Source organism: Bradyrhizobium sp. B097, from assembly GCF_038957035.1.
In the GTDB taxonomy this organism is placed as follows: Bacteria; Pseudomonadota; Alphaproteobacteria; order Rhizobiales; family Xanthobacteraceae; genus Bradyrhizobium.
The window spans coordinates 7,946,317-7,959,262 of sequence record NZ_CP152412.1; the positions used below are offsets into that span (position 1 = coordinate 7,946,317).

General features: G+C 66.1%; 9 protein-coding genes. 1 reads left to right on the top strand and 8 read right to left on the bottom strand.

Annotated elements, in window-relative coordinates; translation table 11 throughout:
* On the top strand, positions 1-843 hold the full coding sequence (locus AAFG07_RS36535) for an ABC transporter ATP-binding protein (RefSeq protein ID WP_342724480.1): 843 nt from the start codon (positions 1-3) through the stop codon (positions 841-843).
* A gap of 55 nt (positions 844-898) precedes the next feature.
* Here the strand turns inward: AAFG07_RS36535 and AAFG07_RS36540 are convergent, their stop codons facing one another.
* The 8 genes from AAFG07_RS36540 to AAFG07_RS36575 all read right to left on the bottom strand — a co-directional run bounded on the left by AAFG07_RS36540 (position 899) and on the right by AAFG07_RS36575 (position 12,901).
* The gene (locus tag AAFG07_RS36540; protein WP_342724481.1) at positions 899-1,543 is read right to left on the bottom strand and encodes a glutathione S-transferase family protein; all 645 of its coding nucleotides are present in this window, start codon (positions 1,541-1,543) and stop codon (positions 899-901) included.
* Positions 1,544-1,547: 4 nt separating this feature from the next.
* Positions 1,548-2,291 carry an SDR family NAD(P)-dependent oxidoreductase gene (locus AAFG07_RS36545; RefSeq protein ID WP_342724482.1) on the bottom strand — a complete coding sequence of 248 codons (744 nt, stop codon included), beginning with the start codon at positions 2,289-2,291 and terminating at the stop codon, positions 1,548-1,550.
* A 64-nt stretch (positions 2,292-2,355) separates the two neighbouring features.
* Entirely contained in the window at positions 2,356-3,552 is a 1,197-nt protein-coding gene (locus tag AAFG07_RS36550) for a CaiB/BaiF CoA-transferase family protein (RefSeq protein WP_342724483.1), read from the bottom strand.
* A 120-nt stretch (positions 3,553-3,672) separates the two neighbouring features.
* The gene (locus AAFG07_RS36555; RefSeq protein ID WP_342724484.1) at positions 3,673-4,545 is read right to left on the bottom strand and encodes an AraC family transcriptional regulator; all 873 of its coding nucleotides are present in this window, start codon (positions 4,543-4,545) and stop codon (positions 3,673-3,675) included.
* 257 nt (positions 4,546-4,802) lie between these two features.
* Positions 4,803-5,480 (bottom strand): hypothetical protein, encoded by a 678-nt coding sequence (locus AAFG07_RS36560; RefSeq protein ID WP_342724485.1) that lies wholly within the window; start codon positions 5,478-5,480, stop codon positions 4,803-4,805.
* Positions 5,481-5,559: 79 nt separating this feature from the next.
* A complete protein-coding gene (locus tag AAFG07_RS36565) occupies positions 5,560-6,138 on the bottom strand; it encodes an invasion associated locus B family protein (protein WP_342724486.1) in 579 nt (192 codons plus the stop codon).
* The gene (locus AAFG07_RS36570; RefSeq protein ID WP_342724487.1) at positions 6,135-11,513 is read right to left on the bottom strand and encodes a calcium-binding protein; all 5,379 of its coding nucleotides are present in this window, start codon (positions 11,511-11,513) and stop codon (positions 6,135-6,137) included. The genes AAFG07_RS36565 and AAFG07_RS36570 overlap by 4 nt, the downstream gene beginning before the upstream one ends.
* 335 nt (positions 11,514-11,848) lie before the next feature.
* On the bottom strand, positions 11,849-12,901 hold the full coding sequence (locus tag AAFG07_RS36575) for a helix-turn-helix domain-containing protein (RefSeq protein WP_342724488.1): 1,053 nt from the start codon (positions 12,899-12,901) through the stop codon (positions 11,849-11,851).
* Positions 12,902-12,946 lie beyond the last annotated feature (45 nt).

The following is a 12,946-nucleotide window of genomic DNA, read 5'->3' on the forward strand; positions in this document are numbered from 1 at the left end:
GTGGCAATCGCCAAGGTCGTCACCGCTGCGACGGAAACGGCAGCTCTGATTCTATCGGTCAACAATATCGAGGTTGTCTACGATCACGTCATCCTCGTGTTGAAGGGAGTCTCGCTGGAGGTCCCGCGAGGCGGCATTGTCGCGCTTCTCGGCGCCAACGGCGCCGGCAAGACGACGACGCTGAAGGCGATCTCCAATCTGCTGCACGCAGAGCGCGGCGAGGTCACCAAGGGCTCGATCCTGTTCAACGGCGTCGAGGTGAAGTCCCTGTCGCCAAACGACGTGGTGCGACGCGGCTGCATTCAGGTGATGGAGGGCCGGCGCGCCTTCTCTCATCTTACGGTCGAGGAGAACATCCTGACCGGCGCCTTTACGCGGACGGATGGCAAGTTCGCGATCGCGCAGGATCTGGAACGGGTCTATGCCTATTTTCCCCGTCTCAAGGAACGGCGCGGCTCTACCGCCGGCTATACATCCGGCGGTGAGCAACAGATGTGTGTGATCGGGCGCGCGCTGATGTCGCGCCCGAAGATGATCCTGCTCGACGAACCTTCGATGGGCCTCGCGCCGCAGATCGTCGAGGAGATATTTGACATCGTGAAGGATCTCAACGTCAAAGAAGGTGTATCGTTTCTTCTCGCCGAACAGAACACCAATATGGCGCTTAGATATACGAGCCACGGCTACATCCTCGAGAACGGCCGCGTGGTGATGGATGGCGAAGCGCGCGCCCTCGCCGCCAACGAGGACGTCAAGGAGTTCTATCTTGGCATCGCCGGCGACAAGCGAAAATCATATCGCGATGTAAAGCACTACAAGCGGCGCAAGCGTTGGCTCGCTTAGCCGATGGCAACGTTTGCCTTTGAGCGGCCAGGGAGGCCCTGACACGTGTCACCGCTCAGATCTTCACTGTGTTGACCACGACACTTTCCTTGTAGGCCGGCCTTGCTGTAACCCGGTCGAGATACGGCGTCGCGACGTCGCAGACCCCGACGCCGTAATCGATCGCCCATACCAGGCAGGTCGCGAGCAGGATATCCGCGCTGGTAAACTGATCGCCCATCAGATATTGGCGGCCGTCCGACAGGGCGACTTCGACGTGCCGCAGCTGCTGGCGGAAATACTCGGCCGCTTTCACGACGACATCCGGAGCATGGCCGTAGATGTGGGCGAGGCCTTGGACGTCATGGCGGCGCATCACATAGAGGCTGGTCGAGTCGAGCTCAGCCACGATGAAGAAGCACCATTCCAGCCATCGCGCGAAGTCGCGCTCTGCGACCGGCACGAGCGAAATGTTCGGGCTCGAGTAATGGCGTGCCAGATAGGCGACGATGGCGGCACTCTCCCCGATCGTGAAGTCGCCGTCCTGCAACAGGGGAATCTTCTGCCGCGGATTGAGCAGCGTGTATTCCGGCGTCTTGGTCTCGCCCGAACGCGGCAGGATCGGCTTGCAGTGATAGTCCAGCCCCAGTTCGTGCAATGCCCAATGGGCCCGAATCGTCCGCGATGTCCCCACCCCCCACAGCGTCAGCGTCTCCGGCATGACGTCACCATTTCTCGACGGAGGGACGCAGATCGAGTTCATGGCTCCATCCGTCGCGGCTTTGCTGGTGCACGAACCAGTAAGCCTCGGCGATGGAAGATGTCCGCGTCAAGGAATCCGGCGGGATCGCCGATGCGTCGACGCCCGTGGCAGCCTTCATCCGCTGATGGATGGCCGGGCTGTCGACGCCGGCATCGATCAAGAGATGGGCAACATGAATATTCTTCGGCCCGAGCTCGCGCGCCATCGCCTGGGCGACCGCCCGTAGGCCGAACTTGGCGGATGCGAATGCCGCAAAGCCGCTGCTGCCGCGCACGCTCGCGGTCGCGCCGGTGAACAGCATGGTGCCGCGGCCATGCCGCAGCATGTGCCGGGTCGCTTCGCGTCCGACCAGGAAGCCGGCGAAGCAGGCGAGCTCCCAGGCCTTGAAGAACAGCTTTTCGCTGGTCTCGTGCAGCTCCTTCTTGACGTTCGAGCCGGCATTGAACAGGCAGACCTCGATCGGCCCGATCTCGCGTTCGACCCGCTCGCACAGCTCCTGCACCTCGGTCTCGCGCCGCGCGTCGACACTGAGCGCATGCACCCGGCTTCCGGCGCCGGTCAGTTCCTCCACCAGGGCACTCGATTTCGCCGCATCGCGCCGTGCGATGCAGACGGAGTAGCCGCCGGCGGCGAAGCGCCGCGCCACGGCGGCGCCGATCGCATCACCCGCGCCAACCAGCAAGGCGGTCTTGTTCGTCTCGGCCATAGGACATCTCCCACCGACGGCAGTTGTTCAGTTCAGCAATGGTGACGTCGCGCGGCGCGGCAGCTCAGACCGCGCGCACGGCCTTCTGCTCGATCATCGCTTCAATCGCAGCATTGCCGTAGCCGAGGTCGGACAGCACCTGCTTCGTATGCTGCCCGATGCGCGGCGCAGGACCGCCAATCGCGGCGGCATCGACGTCGAAACGCGCCGCAGGCTTCGGCTGCCGCACGGTGCCGACGCCTGGCTGCTCCAGCTCGGCGATCAGCCCGCGGGCGACCACCTGCTCGTTGGCGATGATCTCGCCGCGCCGCAGGATCGGCGCGCACGGCACGTCAGCCGCATCGAGCCGCGCCAGCCATTCGGCGGTGGTGTGCTTGCCGATATAGTCCTGCATCTTGTTGATACGCGCCGTTGCATTGACCGAGCGCGACGCCGGCGTGGCGAAGCGCGCATCGTTGGCGAGCTCCGGATCGCCAGTGGCCTTGCAGAAGCCCTGCCATTCGGAGTCGGAGATCGTCCCACAGGTGAGATAACCGTCCGAGGTCTGAAACACGAGATCGGGCCGGTCGTTCGGATCGGCCGTCGCCTGCTCGCGGCCGACCACGGTGTATTGCATCATGCCTTCCGGCCAGAGATAGGCGATCATCGCGTCGAGCATCGCCACCTGGATATGCTGGCCGCTGCCGGATTTTTCCCGCGCGTAGAGCGCCGCCGTGATCGCCTGCGCGGCATAGACCGCCGTCGTCTTGTCGGCCACGATGGTCCGGATCATCTGCGGACGGTTGGTCACCGGCTGCGCCTGTATATCGCAGAAACCCGACAGGGCCTGCACGATGGGGTCATAGACGCGCTTCTTGGCGTAAGGCCCGTCTTCGCCGACCCCGCTGATCGAGACGTAGATCAGCCGCGGGTTCTTCTTGCGCACCTCGTCCGGACCGAGCCCGAGACGTTCCATCGTGCCGGGCCGGAAATTCTGCACCAGCACGTCGGACTGCAGGACCAGCTTGCCCAGCACGTCCCGGCCGGCGTCGGTTTTCATGTCGATCGAGAGCGAGCGCTTGCCGCGGTTCGACGAAATGAACAGCGCCGAGAACTCGCCGGTCTTGTCGACATTGGCCCGGCTGCGGCGGGTGATGTCGCCGCCGATCGGTTCGACCTTCAGAACATCCGCGCCCTGATCGGCCAGAAACATCGTCGCGAACGGGCCCGAGACGACACCGGTCAGATCAAGTACGCGAACTCCCGCCAATGGCCCAGGCATGCTTTGCTTCCTTCTCCAATGCGCGGACGCGACCAAACCCCGAGCATACCCTCGGCATACGATGGACCGTGCGCCGGCGCTTGCTGGAAAGCGCCTCGACTTGCAAAAAAGCGCCGAAACTCACGCCCGGCCCTGCTGCCGGAACGCTGACGGACTGACACCCGTGGCATGCCTGAACGTCGACGAAAAATGCTGGGCGTGGCTGAACCCCGATGCCAGCGCGATGCTGGTCAGGCTCTCATCGGTGTCGCTGAGGCGACGCTTGGCCACCTCGATGCGCAGGCCTAGCACATAGCGATGCGGGCTGGTGCCCATGCTCTCCTGGAACGCGCGCAGGAAATGCCGCTTGCTCAGGCCGGCGACATCTGACAGTGCCGACAACGAGATCGTCTCGCCAAGATTGGCCCGGACGAACGCCTCGATCCTCCGCAGCTTGAGCGTCGGCAGTCCGCCACGGCTCGGCGCCTTCGCCGGTTCCGCGCCGCGCGACAGCCGCGCCATATGGGCCAGCGCCTGGCTGGCCCAGCCTTCGGCGAACAGATCGAACAGATTGTCCGGCGTGGTCGCTTCCTGGCAAAGTTCGGAGAGACCACGACAGAGCTGGTCATGGCCGAACGCAATCGCGGGCGTCTCGATCAGGCCATTGAGACGGCTCTGCACGAATTTTGGGTCGAGGAAGACGACCACATAGTCGAACGCCGGCCCGACCGACCACTCCCCCTCGATCTCGGTGCCGGCCGGAAACAGCGCGAGATTGGCCGCCCTGGAGAACTCATATTCGACCGGACGGCCGTCGATCGTGGCCTGCAACCGCGAGCAGCCGTTGCGGAACCAGAACAACGTCAGCTCGGGCTGGCGGAAATGCCAGTTCATGCGGGGCCGCGAGGTCCGGCTGAGCAGCTCGACCCTGATCGGCTCTGACCGCGCGATGACGGACGACACCAGCTCACCGCCGACCTTGCGGACAAACCGCTCCGGACGCGCTTCCTCCATGGGACATCTCCTCCGCGTATGCACGGATGGTAAGTTCCAAATCAGAATTGACGATCCGGAGCCGGAAATCCAGCCCTTTGATGGCTGATCGCCAAGATGTTAGCGGGCAGCTGCGGACGGCAGCGCACGCGAGAGACCGCGTGTCCCCTCATGTTCGGTGGCTCGCGGGAGATCGGCGCCGCGATTGCCAGGCGCTTTGCAGTGGAGAGGTGGATGCGGGGAGGCAGGGGCCCGGAGCCGCGCGCCGAGCGGCCGCACTATCCGGCGACCCGCAGCGCGGTCACCGCGACGCAGGCATTGCCGAACGGAATCAGCACCACCTGCGCGCCGTTCGGCAGCGCGATCGTCGCCAGATCACCGAGCGTGCCGTTCTGCCCGTTGAGCTTGGCGAGCTCCGCGGCAACCGTCGGGCAGCTTTCCGCGCTTGGCGTCACCCGCACCAGATTGCCTTCGCAGGACGACCCGACCGGCGCGGCAAACACGATGCCGGCGGCGCGCTGGGCAGCGCTGCCTTGGGGCGCCTGGTTTGGCGCGAGCGCAACCAGCGACTGCACCGAATGCGAATTGCCGGCCTTGGCGTCCCACTGCGACTGGGCGGTGTAGTTGGAGTTGGTCGCCAGACCGCGGCCGAGCGTTCCGAACAGATTGGCGCAGGTCACGACGTTGCCCTGCCGCGCATGCTCGTCGAACACGGTCGGCTGCTGCCCCGCCTGCTGCGGCGGAACGGATGCCGCGGCCGCCGACGGCGTCTGCGCCTCCTGCGGACGCTGTTTGTGCGGCTGCGGCTTCGCGGCGGCGGCAGGCTTCTTGGCCGGCGCGGGTACGGCCGGCTGCAAGGGTACAGGTTGCGTTTGCTGGGCGTAGACCACGACGCCGGCAGCACCGAGCGCGGCCACGACGACCGCAACAAAGATCAATCCAAGGGTGCGCCGCATCGACATTCCGTCCTTTTCACTTCGCACTTCAGTTTCGAGCCGGACGTCGGAATCCCGCATCCGCATGTCCGACCTCGCTTCATTTCAGCTTCGCCAGCACACCGGACAGTCCGTCGAGCGGCGCCTCCAGCACGACCGGCCCGCCTTGCGGCAGCGGATACGACACCAGGCACGGCGTCGCCGCGCGGATGTGCCGCCTCAGCACATTGCCGATCGCGATCGTGGCGAAGCAGAAACTGGCGTCGCAGCGATCGGTCTGCGCGACGATGCGGTCGGGACTATCGCCCATTGCGAGCTCGATCTGCGCGCCGACGCCGGCGGCCGCAGGAATCCGCATCGCCATCAGCGGCTTGCCGTCGGCGGTCGCAATCAGCGACCAGTTGAAGGCGACTGCGCCCTGCGCGCTGACGATCGATTGCGTGACGTTGCAGACGCGGCGCTTCGATTTGAGGCTCTCGTCGCAGATCAAGGTCCAGTTCTTGAACGGCTGGATCATCCGCCTGAACTCGCCGAGCGTCTCGCCTTCCGGCACCACGACGTCCGATGGCTTCACGGCATAGGCGAGTGGCGGCGCGCCCTGCGCGCTTGCGCCCGCCGCCGCGCCGAGCCAGATCGCCAAAGCCAGACACGCCAGCCGCCTCGTCGACGTCAGGGTCAATTGAGCGTCAGGCTCACGCCGGCGCTGACGCCCCACTCGCTGCCGGCGGTGGTCGCCGCCGCGTTGGTGCGCAGCCGGCCGTTCTCGCTGGTGTAGCCGATGCCGAAGGCGAGCGCGCCCTGGCTGCGCCAGACGCCGCCGCCAGCCGATGCGCTCACCTTGCCGGGCCGGTCGTCATAGCGCAGCGATGCGGCGGCCATGCCGATCGCGGCCGCACGCCAGGCGTCCTGCCGCACCTCGCCGATCTGGCCGTTCAGCTGCTGGAATGCGCTGTTGAGCTGGTTGACGTTGACCGCATCGGTGCCAGCGACGCCCGCCGCCACATTGCTGATGGTGACCGGCCCGCTGCTGCCGCTGTTCAGCGTCACCTTGTTGGTGGTGTTGCCGGAGGCATCGGTGTCGTAGCGGATCGAGCCGCTGGAAACCGCCTGGAGCTGGCTGACATTGACCGCATCGGTCGCGGCCGAGCCCGCGGCGACATTGGTAACGCGGCGCTCGGCCCCGGACGAGCCGACCGACACCTCGCCGGTCGCAACCCCCGCGACGCTCTTGCCGACGACGGGCGTATAGGCCGCATCGCTCAGATTGGCCGTGGTGGCCGAGTTCGCGCCGAGCGCCAGCGAATTGGCCGAAGTCGCCTTGGCGCCGGCGCCGATCGCGACCGAGTTGGCGCCCGACGCGGCCGAGCCGTTGCCCATCGATACTGCGTTCGCGCCGCTTGCGACCGATTGCGGTCCGATCGCGACGCTCTCCGCGCCGGTGGCAGACGAGTCCGCCGCGGTGGAGTTGGCGTGGAAATACTTGATGCCGCCGCTGCCGGTCGAGATGTTGTTGACCGTCGTATAGAGAGCGTCGAGCGAGGTGTTGGTGGCCCAGAGCTGCGAGCCGTTGATCGCGTCCGTCGAGGTCGAGCTGATCTGTCCCGCGGCGACGTTGGTGACGGTGCGTTCCGCCCCGGCGCTGCCGACGCTGACGGTCGAGGTCGGCGCCGTGCCGGCGAAGGCGTAGGTAGTGCCGCCGATCGTGGTGTTCTTGGTCGCGACCACCGTCTGTGTGGTTGAATTGGCACCGAGCGCGACGTCGCCGGCCTGCGCCGTCGCCTTGGCATTCGGGCCGAGCGCAACGCTGGTCGGGTTGGTGGTCTGGGATCCGGCGCCGATCGACACCGACTGGATGCCGCTGGCCTGCGCATTGGTTCCGAACGCGATCGAGTCGGCGAAGTTGGATACCGAATTCTGGCCGATCGCGATGCCGCCGGGTGCGGTCTGCTGCACGGTTGCGCCAAACCCCATGCCGATGCCGTTGTCGCCATTGACCACGGTCTGGGGCCCGACCGCGACGGAATTGTTGCCGACCGCGAGCGAGTCGGCGAGCGTCGAATTGGCGTGGAAGTATTTCGTGGTCGTGGTCGCGAACGACGACAGTGCACCGGTCAGCTGCCGCACGGTGACGGCGTCGCTCGACTGGGTGCCGTCGGCCACATTGGTGATCTGGCGATAGCTCGTCGCATTGCCGACCGACACCGCGCCGAGCAGCGCGAGATCGGTGGTGTTGTAGGGGATGATGGTGCCGCCGATCGTGCCGGAAGCCGGCGCGATCGCGCGGTTGGAGATCGATCCCGAACCGATCGCAACGCCATCGGCGACCGTGGCCTGGGTGTTGAAGCCGAGTGCGGTCGAATTGGCGGCGGTTGCCGACGCGGCGATGCCGGCGGCCATCGAATTCGCACCGGTCGCACCGTTGTTGGTGTAGTTCGCCAGCTGGGTGCCACCATCGTTGACGCTGTAATAATGCGTCAGGCCGTTGCTGACGATGGTCGACAGGCTGTCGATCGCTGAGGTGGCGGCAAACAGCTGCGAACCGTTGATCGCATCGGTCGAACCGTTGCTGATCCGTCCCGCGGCGACGTTGGTGATGGTGCGTTCGGCACCAACGGCGCCGACGCTGACGGTCGAGAGCGGCGTCGTGCCGGCGAAGCTGTAGGCGGTGTTGCCGATGGTGATGCCCGACGTGCCGACCGCCGTGGTGGTCTGGCTGCCGGAGCCGAGCGCGATATCGTTGGCATTCGCAGCGGTCGCGCCGTTGCCGATCGACACCGAGCCGCTGCCGGTCGCGGTCGACACCGGCCCGATCGCGACCGAATTCGTTCCGGCGGCCGACGAGTCGGCCAGCGTCGAATTGGCGTGGAAGTACTTGATGCCGCCGCCATTGTTGATGTTGTTGACGGTGGTCGCGAGACCGTCGACGGCCTGGTTGGTGGACCAGAGCTGGGAGCCGTTGACCGCATCCGTCGAGCCGTTGTTGAGCCGTCCTGCCGCCACGTTGGTGATGGTGCGCTCGGCACCGACCGCACCGACGCTCACCGTCGAGGCCGGCGTGGTGCCGGCAAAGCTGTAGGTGGTGCCGCCGATCACCGCGTTCGGCGTGCCGACCGCCGTGGCGGTCTGGCTTCCCGCGCCGAGCGCAACGTCATTGGCATTGGCGGCGTTCGCGCCGTTGCCGATCGACACCGAGCCGCTGCCGGTCGCGGTCGACACCGGGCCGATCGCGACCGAGTTCGTCCCGACCGGAGACGAATCGGCCAATGTCGAATTGGCATGGAAATACTTGATGCCGCCGCCGGTGTTGATGTTGTTGACGGTGCTGGCGAGGCCGTCGACCGCCTGGTTGGTGGCAAACAGCTGCGAGCCGTTGACCGCGTCGGTCGAGCCGTTGTTGAGCCGTCCCGCCGCGACATTGGTGATGGTGCGCTCGGCGCCGACCGCGCCGACGCTGACCGTCGAGCCCGGCGTCGTACCGGCGAAACTGTAGGTCGTGCCGTTGATCACGGTGTTCGGGGTACCGACCGCGACTGACGTGACGCTGCCGGAGCCGAGTGCGACCGCATTTGCGTTCGAGGCGTTGGCGTTGGCGCCGAGCGCAAGCGAATTGGCCTGGCTGGCCGTCGCGGAAGTACCGCCGGCAAAGGAGCTGACGCCTGATGCCGTCGCATTGGCGCCAACGGCGGTGGATGCGGAGCCTGACGCGGTGGTCTGAGTGCCGAGAGCAATCGAATCGCGACCGGATGCCTTCGGACCGCCGCCAAAGGCGTCGCCGATCGCGATGGCACCATCATTCGTGGCCTGCCCCGCACCGATGGCAACGGCTCCGGTCAGCGGCTGATTGCTGAGCGACGCGGCAAGCGCGCCCGAACCGAGCGCCGTGTCCGACGATGCCCGTGCCGCGGCGCCAGTGCCGACCGCAACACTGCTCGCACCGGCGGCACTCGCGCTGACACCGGCCGCGAGCGCGTTGGCGCCGGTGGCTCCGGCGTTGTTGTAGTTGGTGTCGGTTCCCGGCGTCGTGCTGTTGACGCTGTAGTCGTGGATCGCGCCGGCGGCGATCTGGCTCGTCAGTGTGTTGGCGACACTGTAGAGCTGCGAGCCGTTGATGGCATCGGTCGAGGTCTGCGTGACTCGGCCTGCCGCCACGTTGGTGATGGTCCGCTCCGCGCCGACCGCGCCGACACTGATCGTGGACCCCGGCGTGGTGCCGGCGAAGTTCCCGAACGTGACGCCATTGATGACAGCATTTGGCGTGCCGACTGCGGCAACAGTGACGCTGCCGGAGCCGAGTGCGACATCGCCGGATTTTGCCGCCGCCGTGGCGCCGTCGCCCAGTGCGACATTGCCCGCAAGACCGGCGGCGCCCGCGGTGGAGCCATTGCCGAGCGCCACGGAGCCCTGCCCGATCGCCTTGTTGTTGTTGCCAATCGCGACGGCACCGTTGGCCTGGTTGGCGGCGGTAGCGCTGGCCGTGCCGTCACTGTTGGCGATGTTGTTCGCGCCACCGGTGAAGGCGCCGGTGCCGCTGGCATAGCTGGGATCGCCGATCGCCACCGCGCCGTTGCCAAAGGCGGTGTTGTTCGCGCCGATCGAGACCGCCTGGCCGCCGGTCGCCACCGCGTTGGTGCCCAAGGCCACCGCGTTGGCGGAACTGGCCGCGGCATTGTTACCGACAGCGATGGCGCTTGTAGCCGACGCCTTGGCGCCGATGCCGAGCGCGGTACTGGCGGTTCCGCTGGCGCTGGCGCTGACGCCGGCCGCGAGAGAGTTGTCTCCTGTCGCGTTCGCTGCAGATCCGAACGCGGAGGCGTTTTGGCCGCTGGCAACGGCTGTGTTGCCAACAGCTGTGCTGGCGGCTGCACTCGCATTTGACGCAGTGCCGATCGCCAACGAGCTCGTGCCGGCGGCACTGGCCCCAACGCCGGTCGCGATCGAACTGATGCCGGCGGATGCCGCATTGTTGCCGAGCGCGATGCCGCCCGTCGCTGCACTGTTGACGATCGCGCCCGATCCAATTGCGACGGAGCCCCCGGTGCTCAGCGCCTGTGCCTGATTGCCCACAGCCACGGCAAAATCTGCGGCTGCGTTGCTGGAGCTGCCTCCGGCGAATGAGTTGATCCCCGACGCGGTCGCCTGCTTGCCAAGAGCAGTCGCGCTGTCCGCCGAGGCAACGGACGACCAGCCTCCGGCCCATGCAAAGTTCCCGCTCGCCAAGGAGCTGACGCCGACCGCGGTGGCATTGCCTCCGGTGGCATTGGCGAACGTGCCCAAGGCGCTCGTGCCGGCGCCGGTGGCGACGGCTTGAACGCCGAGCGCGACCGAGTTGACGCCGCTCGAGACCGTGCCCTGGCCCAGGGCCATCGCGCCGCCAGTGCCCGTCGCCTTCGCGTTCAGGCCGAGCGCCACCGAATACTGTGCCGATGCGACGGACGTACGTCCAACCGCGATGGCGTCGGCCTGGGATGCTGTCACATCCGTGCCAATGCCGATGGCGCTTGCAGCGGTCGCACCCGATCCCACAACAGTGCGCGAGCCAAGGTAGACGGAGTTCAACTGGGACGCGATCGCCTGGAAGCCGATCGCGACGGCATTCTGAGCGCCTGCGCTCGTGCTCGTGCCTTGGGCGATGGAATCGAGTCCCGAAGCCGCCGCTCCGCTTCCAAGCGCGAGGCCACGCAGCCCGCTGGCCGTCGAGCCAGGTCCGACCGCCACGGCATTGCCGCCTGTCGCGGAACCTCCGCCTGCCTGGTAGGCCTGCGCGCTCGCGGTTTGAGGGATGGCAGCAAAACTCGCTGCTACCAGCACGAACGACGCCCAACCGGCGAACCGGCCGCTGAACAACCGTGGTGCTACGGCTCCCGAGACGCCCAGCGAACCGAGCCCCAGCCTATCGCGCTTCACGCCGAGCCTGCGGTGCGCCTGCCGCAGCACCGCGATCAGCCGGCGCCGCAGCGAAGAGCTGCCCGCATCGCCCGATGCGACCCAGCTCCGAACGAAGCCGGTGCGGCCTTGACGCTTCAGCGATTCGGATGAGTTGCCTGCGACAACCATGGTGCGCCCCTTTTGTGACATCTGGTCCAGACGTCGGGGGTGCCATGCCGCGGACTGTGCCGACACGCGTGTCCCTTGGGACCACATGCGGAGATATGAAGGCCGCGCAACCTGCGCCGGCCTTCCGGTCCTGGCCAACGATGTGTCGAACTCAACGAGCGCATCTTGTCACCCAGCGCTCGCTCGACTGCCCCATCAATGTGCCCCGAGTCGTCATATCAAAAATGATAGACACATATTTGACAACGTCACTCAGCAGGCCGTCCAAATAGCGCGCAGATCGTCTCACAAGTTGAATGATTTGCTCGATGCACCGTGGGGTAATCTGCCAATCTTCAACCGGCAGTTGATCTGCGGCGCACGCGTTCACGCATTTCGCGCGGACTGACGCCGAATTCGCGGCGAAACGCGCGCGTGAAATCCGACGCCAGCTTGAAGCCGTGACGATAGGCGATCTCCTGCACCTGCCTGTCGGTGGATGCGACGAGTTCTGCATGTGCTGCGCGCAGCCGTTTGCGCAGGATATATCCGGCGACGCCGCCGACGCTCTCGAATGCACGGTAGAGGGCAGAGCGCGAGATCCGCAATTGCTGCGCAATGCGATCCGGCGTCAGATCGAAGTCGCCGAGATGCGTCTCTATATAAAGACGTGCACGCTCGAACAGCACCGATTCGATTGCGCCGCGTGCCTGCTCCAGCCGGTCCGAGGACAGCTGAATGCATGCCGCGATCATCTGCGCGGTCGCTCGCCCCGCCTGCCGCAGTTCGTCCGGCGACATCAGGACCAGACGCGTTTCGAGTCTGTCGAGATAGTCGGACAGCAGTTCGATCAGATTGCCCGAGAGGAGAATGTTGCAGGCGTCGTTGAGCTGATCGGCCACATCCGCGAATGACCGGCGCGGCAAAGCCAGCACCAGGCCTTCATAGTCGGTGATGCTGCCGCGGAAATCGTCGTCGAGCGAGATCAGGAACATCGCGCCTGGCCCGGCGTGAACGCGCCGCTCTGCGGTTTCGAAGCGGGCCTCGCCGGAGCGCACCCGGAACAGCCACCAGATATCGACCGGCGCGCCCTGCGAGGGGTCGCCGGCACGCGCGAATGTTTGAGCGGCAACGCGTCCTGATGTGAAGATGACGTCGGCCATGTTGCAGGTCAGATACTCCACCTCGAATCCCTGCGCAGGACTATGGCCTTCCGACGGCGCCACATCGACCAGCGAGGCCATGCGCGTCTTCCAGACCTCGAACTGCTCCGACGGCGGATAGAACCGTGTCGTGAAGAACCGCGGTACCGACGGGATTATGTCCCTGATGTCCCGGGGCTCGCGTGGCAGGGGAACTTGTTCGAGGAGATTGGCGGCATTCGCCGGCGCATTGTCGTCTTCTGGCATGTCATTCCGTCCCCCGTCGTCGCAAACGACGAACGTCGTCTCAAC